The sequence below is a fragment of the Variovorax ginsengisoli genome, assembly GCF_030811835.1.
GTDB classification, from domain to species: Bacteria; Pseudomonadota; Gammaproteobacteria; order Burkholderiales; family Burkholderiaceae_C; genus Variovorax; species Variovorax ginsengisoli_C.
In genome coordinates this window covers 186654-203416 of the sequence record NZ_JAUSRO010000004.1, presented here as the reverse complement: position 1 = coordinate 203416, position 16763 = coordinate 186654, and the positions used below count along the sequence as shown (strand labels likewise).

19 protein-coding genes are annotated in these 16763 nt (G+C 66.3%); 10 read left to right on the top strand and 9 right to left on the bottom strand.

Annotated elements, in window-relative coordinates:
* Positions 1 to 371: 371 nt before the first annotated feature.
* A complete protein-coding gene (locus tag J2W36_RS07165; RefSeq protein WP_307689005.1) occupies positions 372 to 1277 on the bottom strand; it encodes an AEC family transporter in 906 nt (301 codons plus the stop codon).
* Positions 1278 to 1381: 104 nt separating this feature from the next.
* On the opposite strand from J2W36_RS07165, the gene J2W36_RS07160 reads away from it, so the two are divergent.
* From J2W36_RS07160 to J2W36_RS07150, 3 genes are all read left to right on the top strand, one after another.
* A complete protein-coding gene (locus tag J2W36_RS07160) occupies positions 1382 to 2356 on the top strand; it encodes a tripartite tricarboxylate transporter substrate binding protein BugE (protein ID WP_307689004.1) in 975 nt (324 codons plus the stop codon).
* A gap of 104 nt (positions 2357 to 2460) precedes the next feature.
* Positions 2461 to 3393: a site-specific tyrosine recombinase XerD gene (xerD, locus tag J2W36_RS07155; protein WP_307689003.1), complete on the top strand. Its 933-nt coding sequence runs from the start codon at positions 2461 to 2463 to the stop codon at positions 3391 to 3393.
* Positions 3394 to 3434: 41 nt separating this feature from the next.
* Entirely contained in the window at positions 3435 to 4421 is a 987-nt protein-coding gene (locus tag J2W36_RS07150) for a Bug family tripartite tricarboxylate transporter substrate binding protein (protein ID WP_307689002.1), read from the top strand.
* Here the strand turns inward: J2W36_RS07150 and J2W36_RS07145 are convergent.
* The gene (locus J2W36_RS07145) at positions 4408 to 5253 is read right to left on the bottom strand and encodes a ferritin-like domain-containing protein (RefSeq protein WP_307689001.1); all 846 of its coding nucleotides are present in this window, start codon (positions 5251 to 5253) and stop codon (positions 4408 to 4410) included. The two genes, J2W36_RS07150 and J2W36_RS07145, sit on opposite strands and share 14 nt — an antisense overlap.
* 37 nt (positions 5254 to 5290) lie before the next feature.
* On the opposite strand from J2W36_RS07145, the gene J2W36_RS07140 reads away from it, so the two are divergent.
* Entirely contained in the window at positions 5291 to 5815 is a 525-nt protein-coding gene (locus J2W36_RS07140) for a gamma carbonic anhydrase family protein (RefSeq protein WP_307689000.1), read from the top strand.
* Between the two features lie 32 nt (positions 5816 to 5847).
* A complete protein-coding gene (gene hslO / locus J2W36_RS07135; RefSeq protein WP_307688999.1) occupies positions 5848 to 6846 on the top strand; it encodes an Hsp33 family molecular chaperone HslO in 999 nt (332 codons plus the stop codon).
* Between the two features lie 36 nt (positions 6847 to 6882).
* Here the strand turns inward: hslO and J2W36_RS07130 are convergent, their stop codons facing one another.
* From J2W36_RS07130 to pyrG, 6 genes are all read right to left on the bottom strand, one after another.
* Entirely contained in the window at positions 6883 to 7554 is a 672-nt protein-coding gene (locus tag J2W36_RS07130) for an AAA family ATPase (protein ID WP_307688998.1), read from the bottom strand.
* Positions 7551 to 8180, bottom strand: a complete 630-nt coding sequence (gene pnuC, locus J2W36_RS07125) for a nicotinamide riboside transporter PnuC (protein WP_307688997.1) — start codon at positions 8178 to 8180, stop codon at positions 7551 to 7553. Before pnuC ends, J2W36_RS07130 begins: the two co-directional genes overlap by 4 nt.
* Positions 8181 to 8338: 158 nt before the next feature.
* Positions 8339 to 8614, bottom strand: coding sequence for a cell division protein FtsB (gene ftsB, locus J2W36_RS07120; RefSeq protein WP_307688996.1), 276 nt, complete (start codon positions 8612 to 8614; stop codon positions 8339 to 8341).
* A 9-nt stretch (positions 8615 to 8623) separates the two neighbouring features.
* On the bottom strand, positions 8624 to 9907 hold the full coding sequence (eno, locus tag J2W36_RS07115) for a phosphopyruvate hydratase (RefSeq protein WP_307688995.1): 1284 nt from the start codon (positions 9905 to 9907) through the stop codon (positions 8624 to 8626).
* A gap of 148 nt (positions 9908 to 10055) precedes the next feature.
* Positions 10056 to 10346, bottom strand: a complete 291-nt coding sequence (locus tag J2W36_RS07110; RefSeq protein ID WP_307689214.1) for a DUF1330 domain-containing protein — start codon at positions 10344 to 10346, stop codon at positions 10056 to 10058.
* Between the two features lie 33 nt (positions 10347 to 10379).
* On the bottom strand, positions 10380 to 12050 hold the full coding sequence (pyrG, locus tag J2W36_RS07105) for a CTP synthase (RefSeq protein WP_307688994.1): 1671 nt from the start codon (positions 12048 to 12050) through the stop codon (positions 10380 to 10382).
* Positions 12051 to 12235: 185 nt separating this feature from the next.
* Between pyrG and coaBC the strand changes: the two genes are divergently transcribed.
* From coaBC to J2W36_RS07090, 3 genes are all read left to right on the top strand, one after another.
* Positions 12236 to 13459, top strand: a complete 1224-nt coding sequence (gene coaBC, locus J2W36_RS07100; RefSeq protein WP_307688993.1) for a bifunctional phosphopantothenoylcysteine decarboxylase/phosphopantothenate--cysteine ligase CoaBC — start codon at positions 12236 to 12238, stop codon at positions 13457 to 13459.
* A gap of 50 nt (positions 13460 to 13509) precedes the next feature.
* Positions 13510 to 13956 carry a dUTP diphosphatase gene (dut, locus tag J2W36_RS07095; protein ID WP_307688992.1) on the top strand — a complete coding sequence of 149 codons (447 nt, stop codon included), beginning with the start codon at positions 13510 to 13512 and terminating at the stop codon, positions 13954 to 13956.
* Positions 13957 to 14116: 160 nt separating this feature from the next.
* Positions 14117 to 14611, top strand: coding sequence for a glycine zipper 2TM domain-containing protein (locus tag J2W36_RS07090; protein ID WP_307688991.1), 495 nt, complete (start codon positions 14117 to 14119; stop codon positions 14609 to 14611).
* A gap of 84 nt (positions 14612 to 14695) precedes the next feature.
* Here the strand turns inward: J2W36_RS07090 and J2W36_RS07085 are convergent, their stop codons facing one another.
* Entirely contained in the window at positions 14696 to 15220 is a 525-nt protein-coding gene (locus J2W36_RS07085; RefSeq protein WP_307688990.1) for an FKBP-type peptidyl-prolyl cis-trans isomerase, read from the bottom strand.
* 14 nt (positions 15221 to 15234) lie between these two features.
* On the opposite strand from J2W36_RS07085, the gene J2W36_RS07080 reads away from it, so the two are divergent.
* Positions 15235 to 16380, top strand: a complete 1146-nt coding sequence (locus J2W36_RS07080) for a JmjC domain-containing protein (protein ID WP_307688989.1) — start codon at positions 15235 to 15237, stop codon at positions 16378 to 16380.
* A gap of 116 nt (positions 16381 to 16496) precedes the next feature.
* Positions 16497 to 16763 (top strand): hypothetical protein, encoded by a 267-nt coding sequence (locus J2W36_RS07075; protein ID WP_307688988.1) that lies wholly within the window; start codon positions 16497 to 16499, stop codon positions 16761 to 16763.

The window sequence follows — 16763 nt, the reverse complement described above, 5'->3', positions numbered from 1 at the left end:
GATTTGAAACCGATCAGTCCGGATCGTCCTGATCGGCTTGTGTGGCAATCCGGATCAGGCTGAAATAGCCCAGTCCCAGCACACCGACCACGGCACACAGAAGAATCGTCAGCATCGTCATATCTCCATGAGGTAAGAGGTGCCACCTGCTTCGATGTGACCGTGGGGGGTAACGGCATCCTCGCCCCGTGTTACGTGACGTTCAATGATTCGCCGACGCCTGTGGCAGTCCGGCCGGGCGTGACGCTCGGCGGCTTTTTTCAATGCTGACAGGGGTTTGCAGTCGTCGAAGGCCATGGTCGCGGAGTGATGGAACTTGAGGATCGGCAGGTGCCTGTCCTCTGGTCCGCAACGCACGTGCCAATTCGTCGTCAGCGCGGCAATGACAGTGCCAACGGCAGGCTCAGCATGCCCAGCAGCGTCGACAGCGTCACCAGGCCGGCGACGTAGGGCCCGTTGTAGCCCATGCGCGCGGCCAGCACGTACGCGCTGGACGCGGTCGGCACGGCGGAGAACGCCAGCAGCACCAGGGCCTGCGACGTCTCCAGGTGCAGCGCGCGCGCCAACAGCCAGCCGATGATCGGCAGCAGCAGGTGGCGGATGGTCAGCACCGACACCGCGAGCACCTTGCCCCGCGCCAGCGTGGCGAACTGCATGCCCGCACCCGCGGCCAGCAGCCCCAGTGCCAGGGACGCAGCGCCGATGCGCGACAGCGTGGGCGTGGCCCATTCCGGCACGCGCAGCCCCAGCAGGTTGACCACCAGCCCGGTCGCCGTGGCGATGATGAGCGGGTTGCGCAGCAACTGTCGCACAAAGCCGCTCTGGGCATGGCGCGCCATCGGCCAGACCGCGCCGATGTTCATCAGCGGCACGCCCACGCCAATCAGCACTGCAATCAGCAACAGGCCCTGTGTGCCGGCCAGCCGTTCTGCCATGGCCAGGCAGATGAAGGAGTTGAAGCGAAACGCCACCTGTGCGCTCGCCGCGTGGTCGCGCCGGTCGATGTGGCCGCGCAGGCCCGGCAGGTAGGGCAACGCATACGCCAGTGCCACGCCCGCCAGGCAGACGCCCACACCGCCGACGAGCAGTTGCGAGGCGGCGCTGAAGTCGATCGGGCTGCGCACGATCGAGTGGAACAGCAGCACCGGGAACAGGAAGTAGTAGACGAGGCTTTCGACCTGGTCCCACACGCGGCGGTCGAGCGCGGTGTAGCGGCAGAGAAGCCAGCCGCAGGCGATGAGAGAGAAATCGGGGAAGAGCAGCTGCGCGTAATTCACGCCACGAGGATAACCGTCACCGACATGGGTAATTCAGGAGAGCGTCAGCCGGCGTCAGGCGGTAGCATCCAGAGATATTTTTCACCGATTTCAAGGAGTTGCCGATGCAACGTCGTCAATGGAATGCGCTCGTGGGCGCCATCGCACTGGGGGCCATTGCCGGCCCGGTCCTGGCCCAGGGCTATCCCAACAAGCCGATCGAGCTGAGCGTGCCTTTTGCACCGGGCGGTACCACCGACATCGTCGCGCGCGTGATCGGCGATCCGCTGGGCCGGGTGCTGGGCCAACCGGTGATCGTGGTCAACCGCGCCGGTGGCGGCGGCATCGTGGGGGCGGCTGAAACCGCGCGCGCGGCGCCCGATGGCTACAAGCTGGGCATCGCCACGGTCTCCAGCACGGCGGCCAATCCAGCCATCAACCCCAAGGTGCCGTACGACCCGATCAACGACTTCACGCCGATCATCAACATCGCCGCGACGCCGAACATCATCGCGGTCAACCCGAGCTTCCCGGCCAAGAACTACGCCGAGTTCGTCGCCGAACTCAAGAAGAACCCGGGCAAGTACTCGTACTCGTCGTCGGGCACCGGTGGCATCGGCCACCTGCTGATGGAGCTGTACAAGAGCCTGACGAACACTTTCGTCACGCACATCCCGTACCGCGGCGCGGGTCCGGCGCTCAATGACACGGTGGCCGGCCAGGTACCGATCATCTTCGACAACCTGCCTTCGGCGCTGCCTTTCATCAAGGCAGGCAAGCTGATTCCGATCGTGGTGAGCGCGCCCACCCGCGTGGCAGCGCTGCCGAACGTGCCGACCTTCAAGGAAGTGGGCCTGGAACCGGTCAACCGCATGGCCTATTACGGCATCCTCGGCCCGAAAGGCCTGCCCAAGGAAGTGGTGGACAAGGTCAACGAGGGCGTGAAGAAAGCGCTGGCCGATCCGGCTGTGCGCAAGCGCATCGAGGACACCGACTCGATCATCGTGGCCAACACGCCAGAGCAGTTCGCCGCGCAGATCAAGGCCGAGTACGAGATCTACAAACAAGTGGTTGTCAAGCAGAAGCTGGCCCTCGACTGAGGCGCTTCGCATCGTGCGCAGAGACCGCCTTCGGGCGGTTTTTTGTTGCGGTCGCCGAGGCGTGTGGCGCACCTCCGGCCGCCGCTTTTGGTATCTTGGGGGCCATGCGCTCTGTTTCCACGTCGGGTCCCCATGCCCTCGCGACCCCAGACCCTCCCGGGATCGACGATTTCCTTGACGCACTGTGGCTCGAGGATGGCCTGTCGAAGAATACGTTGGCCGCTTACCGGCGCGACCTTGCGCTCTTCGCGCGCTGGATCTCCGCGCAGCGCGGCCGGCCGCTCGACACTGCCGATGAGACCGACCTGCAGGCGTACATGGGCGCACGCCTGGTCGACCGGGGCAAGGCGACGTCGGCCAACCGGCGGCTGACGGTTTTCAAGCGCTACTTCCGCTGGGCGCTGCGCGAGCGGCGCATCGTGGCCGATCCGACGCTGCGCCTCATACCGGCCAAGCAGATGCCGCGCGCCATCAAGATGCTCTCCGAAAAGCAGGTTGACGACTTGCTGGAGGCGCCGGATGTTGCATCGCCGCTGGGCCTGCGCGACCGCGCGATGCTCGAACTCATGTATGCCAGCGGACTGCGCGTGAGCGAGCTGGTCACCCTCAAGGTGTTCGACCTGAGCCTCAACGACGGCGTGCTGCGCGTGCTGGGCAAAGGCGACAAGGAACGGCTCGTGCCTTTCGGCGGGGAAGCGCGGCGCTGGATCGAGCGCTACCTCGACGAATCGCGTCCGGCCATCCTGGCGGGCCAGCAGACGCCCGACCTGTTCGTGACCGCGCGCGGCGCGGGCATGACGCGTGTGATGTTCTGGATGATCGTCAAGAAGCACGCGCAGGCCGCGGGCATCCATGTGCCGCTGTCGCCCCACACGCTGCGGCATGCTTTCGCCACGCACCTGCTCAACCACGGCGCCGACCTGCGGGCGGTGCAACTGCTGCTCGGGCATGCCGACATTTCGACGACGACGATCTACACACACGTCGCGCGCGAGCGCCTGAAGCAGCTGCACGCGCACCACCATCCGCGTGGATGACCCCTGGTTGCGCGCACCATCACTTGAAAGACCCCGAAGCCATGAACTGGAAGATTTCGCGGCGTGCCCTCATCGCCGCCGCCTGTGTTGGAGCCTGTGCCGCCATCGCCGCGCAAGGCGCCGGTGCGCAAACCATCCCCAGGACGATCCGCATCATCGTTGCCTACCCGGCCGGTGGTGTGAGCGACGTGGTCGCGCGTGGGTTGGCCGACAAGCTCACCCAGCAGCTGGGCAGCACGGTGATCGTGGAGAACCGCGCAGGTGCGAGCGGCACCATCGGTGTCGATGCCGTCGCCAAGGCGCAGCCTGACGGCGCGACGCTGGGTTTTGCGGCCATCAGTCCGCTGGTGCTGAGCCCGCATCTGGGCCGGCTCCCCTACGACCCGTTCAAGGACATCGCACCGGTGGCGAGCGTGATGTATTCGCCGGTGTTGCTGCTGGCGACGTCGGCCACCGGCACGCGTGATTTCCGCTCGTTGCTGGCCGACGCCAAGGCGCGCCCCGGCGACATCCGCTGGGCCACTTCCGGCCCGGCGTCGCTCGGCCACATCATTCTCGAGCAACTGCGCGCCGATACAGGCGTCGACATCACGCACGTGCCGTACAAGGGCGGCGGCCAGCAGATGACCGACGCAATCAGCGGGCAGTTCGAAATCCTGTCGACCAACGCGGCGCCGCCGGTGTCCGCGCAGATCAAGACCGGCAAGCTGCGGCCGCTGGCAGTGGGCGCACCCGCCCGGCTCGAAGGCATGCCCAACGTGCCAACGCTGACCGAACTGGGTTTCCGCAGCGCCAGTCTGTCCTCGCAGTTCGGCGTGATCGCACCGGCGGGCACGCCGCTGGCGCTGCTGGGGCGCTACAACGACGAGATCAACAAGGCGCTCGCCAGCCCCGACCTGCGCGCGCGGCTGATCGCGACGGACAACGTGCCGACGGGCGGCAGCGCGTCCGACTTCGCCAAGGAGATTCGCAGCGAATACGACGCGATGGGCCGGATCGTGCGCGAAGCGAACATCAAGGCCGACTGACAGGCGATGCGGGCCGCGTGGCGCGGTCGTCGTCCTGCGCGAGCGCCTGCAGCTCTTCGTTGGTGAACCCGGCGCGTGCGCGGGCTTCGAGGTTGAAGGGCGCCTTCAGCCGCGGCGCCTCGTGGCGGCGGTACAGCACGCGGTAATGCGCGATCGGGTCGAGCCCCTCGCGTTCGCACAGCCAGCGGTACCAGTGGTTGCCGATGGCCACGTGACCCACCTCGTCGCGCAGGATCACGTCCAGGATCGCAACGGCCTGCCATGCATCGGGCGTGTTCACGCGCCGCAGCTTGGCCTGGATCAGCGGCGTGGCGTCGAGCCCGCGCGCCTCCAGCGTGCGCGGCACCAGCGCCATGCGCGCGAGCACGTCGTCGCGCGTCTTCTCGCACATGGCCCACAGGCCGTCATGACCCGTGAAGTCGCCATAGTGGAAGCCCATGGTCTGCAGGTGGGCATGCAGCATCGCGAAGTGCTGTGCCTCCTCGTCGGCCACGCGCAGCCAGTCGCGGTAATAGGCCTCGGGCATGCCGTCGTAGCGCCAGGCGGCATCGAGCGCGAGGTTGATCGCATTGAATTCGATATGGCAGATCGAATGGATCAGCGCGGCGCGGCCGTCTGGCAGAAATGGCGAGCGCTTGCCGACAGCCATGGCCGAGACCCGTTCCGGGCGCTCGGGCCGGCCGGGCACGCCGGCCTCGTCGCCCGGCACGCGCACGGTGTCCAGGGGCAGGGTGCCAAGGGCCGTTTGGGCGAAGAGGGCGCGTGTGGCGGCCACTTTGCGGGCAGGATCGGTGATTCGCAGTGCCGCGAGGGCGCCAAGGCGGGGGTGCATCCCTACAATTCTAGTTTTGACCCCAGGAGACCTCACGATGGCACTCTACGAACTCGATGGCGTGACGCCACAACTGGGCGCTGGCGCCTGGGTCGCCGACAGCGCCCAGGTCATTGGCCGGGCGGTGCTGGGCGAGAATGCCAGCGTGTGGTTCGGCGCCGTGGTGCGCGGCGACACCGACACCCTGACAATCGGGCGCAACAGCAATGTGCAGGACCTGTCGGTGCTGCATGCCGACCACGGTTGCCCGCTGACCATCGGCGAGAACGTGACCATCGGCCACCAGGTCATGCTGCACGGTTGCACGATCGGCGACAACTCGCTGATCGGCATTCAGGCCGTGGTCTTGAATAACGCGAAGATCGGCCGCAACTCGATCGTGGGTGCCGGCAGTGTGGTGACCGAGGGCAAGGAGTTCCCGGACAACTCGCTCATCATCGGCTCGCCCGCCAAGGTGGTTCGCACGCTCGACGATGCGGCTGCTGCCAAGCTGCGGCAAAGCGCCGAGCACTACGTGCACAACGCCCGGCGCTTTGCGACCGGGCTCAAGAAGATCGCCTGAGCCCCTGCGGCCGGCGGCAGAAAGATACAGCTGTGAGCGAGTTGCACAAGTTCCTGTTCGATGGCCTGCCGGTGCGCGGGATGATCGTGCGCCTGACCGATGCGTGGCAGGAAATCCTCGCGCGCCGCGCGTCGAACACCACCACGGGTGCCTATCCGCCGCCGGTGGCCGAACTGCTCGGCGAGATGACGGCGGCCGCGGCGCTCATGGAGTCGAACATCAAGTTCAACGGCGCGCTGATCCTTCAGATCTTCGGCGATGGCCCGGTCAAGGTGGCGGTGGCCGAGGTCCAGCACGATCTGAGCCTGCGCGCGACGGCGACGCTGATCGGCGAACTGCCGGCGGATGCGCGGTTGCCCGACATGGTCAACGCCAGCAACAAGGGCCGCTGCGCGATCACGCTCGACCCCAAGGGCCGCGTGCCGGGCCAGCAACCCTATCAGGGGGTGGTGCCGCTGTTCGGTGACGATGGCCAGCCGCTGGGCAAGCTCAACGAGGTGCTCCAGCACTACATGCTGCAGAGCGAACAGCTCGACACGACGCTGGTGCTGGCGGCCGACGACAAGGTGGCCGCGGGCCTGCTGATCCAGCGCCTGCCGGTCAAGGGGCAGGGCAATCTCGAAGGCACGTCCGACAGCGACATCGACCAGGCCAACGAAGACCAGATCGGCCGCAACGAGGACTACAACCGCATCTCCATCCTCGCGTCGAGCCTGACGCGCGAGGAACTGCTCACGCTCGATGTTGAGACCATCCTGCGCCGGCTGTTCTGGGAAGAGAAGCTGCTGCGCTTCGAGCCGCAGACCGGCGCGCTCGGCCCGCACTTCGCCTGCACCTGCAGTCGCGACCGGGTGGCGAACATGATCCGCGGCCTGGGGCAGGAGGAAGCCGAAGGCATCCTGGCCGAGCGCGGAGACATCGAGGTGGGTTGCGATTTCTGCGGCAAGCAGTACCGCTTCGACGCCATCGATGCCGCGCAGATATTCCGTCCGCCGGGCGACCAGCTGCCGGCGAGTCCGGTCGTCCAGTAGAGCGCCGCGGCCACGGAGCAGCGCTTTTTCAGTGCCTCAGCGGCGCTGGGCCACCAGATCGCTGAAGAGCTTGTGCTCGCAGGCCGGGTCGGAGCATTTCTCGCACGACCAGCGCCATGCTGCCTGGGCCTGCGCTGCCCGCGCGAGGTCGGGCGAGTCCTTGGCCTGCACCCGGCGATCGATGGCCTGCCATGCGTTGGCCAGCCGCTGCGCGCCCTGGCCGTGGACCACGGCGTACGACACGCCAGCCCGTGCCAGCGCCGCGCGCACCAGGGCGTCGACCGGCTCACGCACGTGCGGGCCGTCGCGCTGCAGGCCGTCGGCGATCCAGGGCAGGTCGAGGGCGGTCAGCAGCGTGAGCACATAGCCGCCCTGGGCGCGCAGCGCGTCGGCATACAGCGTGCGATCGTCGAACAGCATGTCGCTGTAGACGGCGGTCATGAGGGCGGTGGTGTCGGCGATCACGGCTCCGCGCGATGCGGCGTCGGCGATGCGGCGGGTCTGTTCGGCGGCGATGGCTGCCTGCTCGTCGGGCCGCGGCGTTCGGCCCTCGCGCTCACACCATTCGCGCAGGTATTCGCCCACCAGCGTGACCGCCACCCCGCGCTGCGCAAGGCGTTCGGCCAGCGCGCGGGCCAGGTCGGTCTTGCCGGTGCTCTCGGCCCCCAGAATGGCGATGACGCAGCCGGCGGTGAGGGCCGGCGTCACAAGCTCACCAGCCGCTGCTGTCGATGCAGCCGTTGACGCCAGGCCAGATAGCCCGCCACGCTCAGCAACACGAACACCGCGTAGAGCCCGACGGTGAGCCAGAGCGCCTTGTGGATGAACAGCCCGATGCTGACCAGGTTGACCGCAATCCAGGCGAGCCAGTTCTCGATGTACTTGCGCCCGAGGAGGAACTGGCCGACCAGGCTCACGCCCGTGGCAAAGCCGTCCCACCAGGGCACGTCGGTGTCGGTGAAACGACGCAGGAAGAGTGCGACGGCCGGCCAGGCCACGGCGCAGGCCAGCAATGCATAGCCGGCGCCGCGTCGTGAAAGCCGGGTCACCTCGAGCGACCGGCCGTCGGCGCGACGCCCGCGCAGCCATTGGTACCAGCCCCAGCCGGCGATCACGGCAAAGAACACCTGCAGCGATGCGTCGCCGTAGATGCGTGCCTGGGTGAACACGCCGACATAGAGGAGGGAACTGAGGATGGCGAGCGGCCAGCCCCAGTGGATTTCACGCAGGTTGCAGCCGACCATCGCCAGCGCAAGGCCGGCAGCAATCACTTCCGACCAGCTGGTGGGCGCCCCCCACAGCACGAAGGCAGGCGCAGAGAAAAATTCAGCCATCGGCGATTTTGCAGGAAGTGATGATGCCTTCGCCGCACTGGCGAGCGAAGCAAAGCCCTTTCGTGAAACACCGCGGAACCGGCTGTGCCGGGCCGCAGGTGTTGCCCCCGGCAGGGGGTGGGCGCTGCGACGCGAAGCGCGCAAGCCTGGGGGCGAGCCTACTTCGTCATCTGTACGAAGACTTCGTCAGGCTTGACCATGCCCAGCTCCTGCCGTGCGCGTTCCTCGACCATCTCCAGCCCCTCCTTGAGGTCGTTGACCTCGGAGGCCAGGCGTTCGTTGGCCAGCGCGGCCCGCGCGTTGCTGTCCTTCTGCTCGACCAGCTTGGCCTGCAGCTGGCGCACGTCGGGCATGCTGCCGCGCCCGGTCCACAGCTGCCACTGAAGGATCAGCAGCAGCACGGCGAGCACGACAGGGACGATGCGGATGCGCAAGGCAGGCGATCAGCGCAGGTTGTAGAAGGCCGCACGGCCCGGATAGCTGGCGATGTCGCCCAGGTCTTCTTCGATGCGCAGCAGCTGGTTGTACTTGGCGATGCGGTCCGAGCGCGACAGCGAGCCGGTCTTGATCTGGCCGGCGTTGGTGCCCACCGCGATGTCGGCGATGGTCGAGTCCTCGGTCTCGCCCGAGCGGTGCGAAATCACGGCCGTGTAGCCTGCGCGCTTGGCCATCTCGATGGCGGCGAAGGTCTCGGTCAGCGTGCCGATCTGGTTGATCTTGATCAGGATCGAGTTGGCGATGCCGCGGTCGATGCCTTCCTGCAGGATCTTGGTGTTGGTGACGAACAGGTCGTCGCCCACCAATTGCACGCGCTTGCCCAGGCGCTCGGTCAAGTGCTTCCAGCCGTCCCAGTCGCCTTCGTGCATGCCGTCTTCGATGCTGATGATCGGGTACTTGTCGACCCAGGTCGCCAGCATGTCGGTCCAGCTTTCGGCCGACAGCGAGAGATTTTCACCGGCGAGCGTGTACTTGCCGTCCTTGTAGAACTCGCTGGCCGCGCAGTCCAGGCCCAGGGCGATCTGTTCGCCGGCGGTGTAGCCGGCCTTGTCGATGGCTTCGAGGATGAGCTGGATCGCTTCTTCATGGCTCGCCACGCTGGGCGCAAAACCGCCTTCGTCGCCGACGGCCGTGCTGATGCCGCGGCCGTGCAGGATGGCCTTGAGCGCGTGGAAGGTCTCGGCACCGTAGCGCACGGCTTCGCGGAAGCTCTTGGCGCCCACCGGGATGATCATGAATTCCTGGATGTCCAGGCTGTTGTTGGCATGGGCGCCACCGTTGATGACGTTCATCATCGGCACGGGCAACTGCATGCCGCCCATGCCACCGAAGTAGCGGTACAGCGGCAGGCCCGATTCCTCGGCCGCGGCGCGCGCCACGGCCATCGACACGGCCAGCGTGGCATTGGCGCCCAGGCGGGCCTTGTTGTCGGTGCCGTCCAGGTCGTTGAGCGTGCGGTCCAGGAAGGCCTGTTCGCTGGCGTCCAGGCCCAGCACCGCTTCGGAAATCTCGGTGTTGATGTTATCGACGGCCTTGAGCACGCCCTTGCCAAGGTAGCGCGACTTGTCGCCGTCGCGCAGTTCGATGGCTTCACGCGAGCCAGTGGAGGCGCCCGAAGGCACGGCGGCCCGGCCCATGGTGCCGGATTCCAGCAGCACGTCGCATTCGACGGTGGGGTTGCCGCGGCTGTCGAGGATTTCGCGCCCGACGATGTCAACGATTGCACTCATTTAAAACAACTCCAATAAAACAAAAACCGTTCGTCTCTATCCTCACGGGAAACACCATGGAACCGGCTCCGCCGGGCCATCGGTGTTGCCCCCTGCAAGGGGGTGTGCGCAGTGACACGAAGTGCACGCAGCATGGGGGTGAGCCTGCTTACAGACCTTCGACCACGATCATGCGCATGACCGCCGCACCGGCGCGCGCTTCGCGGGCCTGCCGGTACTCGGGCGTGTCGTAGAAGGCCTTGGCCTGCTCGAAGGTCGGGAACTTGAGCATCACGACGCGGGATGGCGACCAGTCGCCTTCCAGCACTTCGATCTTGCCGCCACGCACGCAGACCTCGGCACCGGTGGCCAGCATCGCGGCGCTCGACCACTTTTTATATTCTTCGTACTGCGTCGGGTTGGTCACCTCGACGTGGGCAATGATGTAGCCGCTCATGATGGGTTTGTTTCCGGGATGGCTGCGATCTGGGTCTCAGGCCACGGCCTTGAGCGGCTTCTTGTCGGTGCCCTGGTGGTCCAGCGCGGCCTTGATGAAAGCGTTGAACAACGGGTGGCCGCTCCATGGCGTCGACTTGAACTCGGGGTGGAACTGTACGCCCATGAACCACGGATGCACGTCCTGCGGCAGTTCGACGATTTCAGTGAGGTGCTCGCGCTGCGTCAGCGCCGAGATCACCAGGCCGGCGGCACGCAGGTCGTCGAGGTAGTTGACGTTGGCTTCGTAGCGGTGGCGATGGCGTTCGGTGACCACGTCGCCGTAGATCGTCTGGGCCAGCGTATTGGGCGATACGTCGGAACTCTGCGCGCCCAGGCGCATGGTCCCACCCAGGTCGGACTTTTCGTCGCGCGTCTTGACCGTGCCGTCGTTGTCCTTCCACTCGGTGATCAGCGCGATCACGGGGTAGGGCGTCTGCGGATCGAATTCGGTGCTGTTGGCGTTCTTCAGGCCGGCGACGTTGCGTGCGTACTCGATGGTCGCGACCTGCATGCCCAGGCAGATGCCCAGGTAGGGCACCTTGCTTTCGCGTGCGAACTTGGCCGCCGAGATCTTGCCTTCCACGCCGCGCGCGCCGAAGCCGCCGGGCACCAGGATGGCGTCGTACTTGGCCAGCCGCGGCACTTCCTGCGGCGTCAGCGTTTCGGAGTCGATGTAGTCGATCTTCACGCGGGCATGGTTCTTCATGCCGGCATGGCGCAGCGCTTCGTTGAGCGATTTGTAGCTGTCCGACAGGTCGACGTACTTGCCGACCATGGCGATGTGCACTTCGCGCTGCGGATGCTCCACCTCGTAGACCAGGTCGTCCCAGCGCTTGAGCTTGGCCGGCGGCGTGTTGATGCGCAGCTTGTCGCAGATCAGGCCGTCGAGGCCCTGCTCGTGCAGCATGCGTGGCACCTTGTAGATGGTGTCGACGTCCCACATGCTGATGACGCCCCATTCGGGCACGTTCGAGAACAGCGAGATCTTGGCGCGTTCGTCGTCGGGAATCGGGCGGTCGGCACGGCAAAGCAGCACGTCGGCCTGGATGCCGATGGCGCGCAGTTCCTTGGCGGTGTGCTGCGTGGGCTTGGTCTTGAGTTCGCCGGCCGCGGCGATCCACGGCACGTATGACAGGTGAACGAAGGCCGAGTTGTTGGGGCCGGTGCGCAGGCTCATCTGGCGCACGGCTTCGAGGAAGGGCAGCGACTCGATGTCCCCCACGGTGCCGCCGATTTCCACGATGGCCACGTCGACCTCGTGCGCCGTGCCGATGCCGGCGCCACGCTTGATGTATTCCTGGATTTCGTTGGTGATGTGTGGGATCACCTGCACCGTCTTGCCCAGGTAGTCGCCGCGGCGTTCCTTCTCGAGCACCGACTTGTAGATCTGGCCAGTCGTGAAGTTGTTCGCCTTGCGCATGCGCGTATTGATGAAGCGCTCGTAGTGGCCGAGATCGAGGTCGGTTTCGGCGCCGTCGTCGGTGACGAACACCTCGCCGTGCTGGAACGGCGACATCGTGCCCGGATCCACGTTGATGTACGGATCGAGCTTGATCAGGGTGACTTTGAGGCCGCGCGATTCAAGAATGGCAGCGAGCGAGGCGGAGGCGATTCCCTTGCCGAGGGAAGAGACGACACCACCGGTGACGAAGACGAATTTGGTCATGCCAGTTCCGGACCTTGATGTCCGGGCAGTGGGAAATTGTGATTATAGGCTCACCCCCCAGGCTTGCCCACTTCGTGTGGCCGCCTTCCCCCCGACCGGGGGGGCAACACCTGCGGACCGGCGGAGCCGGATCCGCGGTGTTTCAGGCAGGTTGCCGGGGCGAGTGGGTCTTACACTTCTTGGCTATGCAAGATCTCGCTGGCAAACACATCGTTCTCGGACTGACCGGCGGCATTGCCTGCTACAAATCGGCGGAACTCTGCCGCCTGCTCATCAAGGCGGGCGCCAGCGTCCAGGTGGTGATGACCGAGGCGGCGACGCAGTTCATCACGCCCGTGACGATGCAGGCACTGTCGAACCGCCCGGTCTATCTGTCGCAGTGGGATGTGCGCGAAGAAAACAACATGCCGCACATCAACCTCAGCCGCGAGGCCGACGTGATCCTGCTGGCACCGTGCAGCGCCGATTTCATCGCGCGTCTGGCACAAGGCCGCACCGACGAACTGCTGAGCCTGCTGTGCCTGGCCCGGCCGATGGATCGCGTGCCGCTGCTCATCGCGCCTGCGATGAACCGGGAGATGTGGGTGCATCCGGCCACGCAACGCAACATGGCGCAGGTGGCGGCCGACGGCGCACGCCTCCTGGGCGTGGGCAGCGGCGCGCAGGCGTGCGGCGAGACCGGCGACGGGCGCATGCTCGAGCCGTCCGAACTGCTCGACGACGTCATCGCGTTCTTTCAGCCCAAGCTGCTGGCCGGCGAACACGTGCTGGTGACGGCGGGCCCGACCTTCGAGGCGCTCGACCCGATCCGCGGCATCACCAACCATTCGTCGGGCAAGATGGGTTTTTCGATCGCGCGCGCGGCGCGTGACGCGGGGGCCGAGGTGACGCTGGTGGCCGGCCCGGTGCACCTGCCGACGCCACGCGGTGTGCGCCGCATCGACGTGCTCTCGGCCAATGACATGCTCGCCGCCACCGTGCACGAGGCCGAGCGCGCGACCGTTTTCGTGGCGACCGCGGCGGTGGCCGACTGGCGACCCGCGAGCCACAGCGACCAGAAGATCAAGAAGGACGGCAGCGGCCAGCCGCCGGTGCTGCACTTCGTCGAGAACCCGGACGTGCTGCACACGGTGGCGCAGAGTGCGCGTGCCCAGAGCGGCCGCCTGTTCTGCGTCGGCTTTGCTGCCGAGAGCGAGAATCTATTGGCACATGCCAAGGCCAAGCGCGAGCGCAAGGGCATTCCGCTGCTGGTGGGCAACATCGGGCCGCTGACCTTTGGACAGGATCACAACAGCCTGCTGCTGGTCGACGCCGACGGCGTGCGCGAGCTTCCGCACGCGCCCAAGCTGGTCCTGGCGCGCGAGCTCGTGGCCGAGATCGCGGCCCGTCTGCCCGGCAGGAACCACTGACGCGCGTGACCGCCAGCAACATCTTCATCCTCTTTCCGAAAGCGTGACAATTGAAAGTAGACGTTCGCATCCTCGATCCGCGCATGGCGGATCAACTCCCTGCCTATGCGACGCCAGGCAGCGCCGGACTTGACCTGCGTGCATGCCTGGACGCGCCGGTCACGCTCGAGCCCAACGCCTGGCAACTGATCGGCACCGGCATCGCCATCCACCTGGCCGATCCAGGCTACGCGGCGCTGATCCTGCCGCGCTCGGGTCTGGGCCACAAACACGGCATCGTGCTGGGCAATCTGGTCGGTTTGATCGACAGCGACTACCAGGGCGAACTCAAGGTCAGCGCCTGGAACCGAAGCAGCACGCCCTTCGTGTTGCAGCCCATGGAGCGCCTGGCACAACTGATGATCGTGCCGGTCGTGCAGGCGCAGTTCAACGTAGTGAGCGACTTTCCGCTCAGCACGCGCGGCGAGGGCGGCTACGGGTCTACCGGCACGCAGTGATGCGCATGGCGCATATGTCCGACAAGTAAAGAGCGGAACCACGCGGGCGCTAACGCCTCGAAACGCGGAACATGACAGCATGGTCATCGCAACGGCGAATGACGCGTTGAACATGGACCGGGTTGCCTGTTGTGCACCGCTTTTGAGGAGTTTCCAAGACATGAAAACAACCACTCGATTTCTTTCCGTGACGGCCGCCGCGCTGGCGCTGGTCAGCCTGACGGCCTGTGTCGCGCCGCCACCGGCCTACACGACCAGCTACCCGTACCAGGCGCCACCGCGCACCTACGAGGCTCCGCGCTCGTACATGGAATATGGCCGCGTTGCCAATATCGAGGTCATTCGTACGGAAACGCCGGGCACGGGCACCGGTGGCGGCGGTGCGATCGCCGGCGGCGTCGTGGGTGGTGTGCTGGGCAACCAGATCGGCCACGGTGGTGGCCGTGCGGCTGCCACGGCGCTCGGCCTGGTGGGCGGCGCCTTGCTGGGCAACAGCATCGAGGCCAACAACAATCGGCCGCGCGTCTCCGAGAGCTATCGCATCTCGGTGCAGACCGACAATGGCGCCTACCGTGCCTTCGACGTAGCGAGCCCGGGCGACCTGCGCATCGGCGACCGCGTGCGCATCGACAACGGCCAGATCTCACGTTACTAGGGGTGATCGGCTGGCACTGGCGCCAGCCCTCACCTCGATGCTGCCCGTCAAGCGCCGTCGCGACGACGAGGCTGCGGGCTTTTTTCAGTGCAGCAGGTCGCTGCCCGGCGCCAGGGTCGGCAGCTTGAAGAAACCGGTGCCCGCGCTGCCGCGGCCGATTTCTTCTTCGGTGGCCTCTCGCACCGAGCGCACCGTCATGTCCAGGCGCAGCGCAATGCCCGCGAGCGGGTGGTTGCCGTCGAGCACCAGATGATCCGGATATATCTCCGCGACCGTGTAGATGGCATTCTTCGGCATCTCCGGATTCGTACCCGCTGGCAGCGCCGCGCCGTCGAAGGTCATGCCTTCTTCAGTGCCTTGCGGGAACAGCGCCCGGGGCTCGAGGAAGAGCAGCTGGTCGTTGAAGTCCCCGAACGCCTGTTCGGGTTCGAGCTGCAGCTGGACGCGGTCGCCCGCCTCATGGCCTCGAAGCACCGCTTCGATCGCCGCAAACAGATCCTCGCCGCCCACGAGGAATTCCACTGGTTCGTCGAGTACGTCGAGCACGTCACCCAGGGTGTCTTTCAGGGTCCAGGTCAGGCCGACCACACATTGTTCAGAGATTTCCATTGCAGAATTCTCCCATGGACATCAATCAACCGTTACCTCTGCTCGGCGGACTCACCGCCGCGCAGTTCATGCAGCGTCATTGGCAGAAGAAGCCGCTGCTCGTTCGCCAGGCCGTGCCGGCCATGGCGCCACCCGTGGACCGGAGCGCTCTGTTCGCACTGGCCGAACGTGAAGATGTCGAATCCCGCCTGATCCGTCAAGGCCCCACCGGCTGGACGCTGCGCCACGGCCCGCTGCCGCGCCGTGCGTTGCCCCCGCGCAAGCAGCCGGGCTGGACGATGCTGGTGCAAGGTGTGGACCTCCATGACGACCGGGCGCATGCGTTGCTGCAGCAGTTTCGATTCCTCCCGGACGCACGCCTGGACGACCTGATGATCAGCTACGCGAGCGACACCGGCGGCGTCGGCCCGCATTTCGACAGTTACGACGTTTTCCTGCTGCAGGCCCATGGCAGTCGCCGCTGGTCCATTGGCAGGCAGCGCGACCTCAGCCTGCAACCGGGCGTGCCGCTGAAGGTGCTGCAGCACTTCGAGCCGGAGCAGACCTTCGTGCTGGAGCCGGGCGACATGCTGTACCTGCCACCGCGCTATGCGCACGACGGCGTGGCCGTCGGCGACGACTGCATGACCTATTCGATCGGGCTGCGTTCGCCCGCCGCCGCGGGTCTGGGCGCCGATCTGCTCGCACGCATCGCCGAAGCCCATGCAGAAGCGCAGGAAGACGGCGAGGGCGGACCGCCGGTGCATTACCGCGATCCGCGCCAGCCGGCTGTCGCCGCGCCTGCGGCCATGCCGGCCGAACTGCAGCGCTTTGCGCGCGAGGCCGTGCAGGCGGCGCTGCGAGACGCGGATGCGATCGACCGGGCGCTCGGCGAGTCGATGACAGAGCCGAAGGCGAACGTCTGGTTCGATCCGGGCGAACTGCCCGGTGACTTCGCTGCCTTGGCGCTCGACCGACGCACCCGCATGCTCTACGACGATCGCCATATCTACATCAATGGCGAGAGTTTTCGTGCGGGCGGACGCGATGCGAAGCTCATGCGCAAACTGGCGGACCAGCGGGCGCTCGACGCGCGGGATCTGCGCGGCGCCAGCGATGATGCCCTCGCACTGATGGGCGACTGGTGCGAAGCTGGATGGGCGCACGTCGCGGAAATCTGAGCGGCACCGTGCACTGCGGCAGTGCCATGCACCGTTGTAAGCCAAGGCCTCGAACACATTTGGATGCACCAATGTGGTTCTAGAATTTTCATTCGATTCACCTCAAGGAGATTCAAATGAACAAGTCGGTCCTGATTGCAGCCATCGTTGCTGCCGCTGCCCTGAGCGCCTGCGGCAAGAAGGAAGAGGCCCCCGTGGTGGTCACGCCGCCCCCTGTGGTGGTGACGCCTCCGGCCGCTTCGCCTGCAGCCCCGGCCTCCGATCCCACGGCGTCGCCGTCGGGCTCGACGGCCCCGTCCTCGTCTTCGTCGTCCGCGATGGACCCGGCCGATCCGTCGAGCGAAGCCGCAAAGGCGGCGGCGGCCGCCTCCGCACCCAAATAA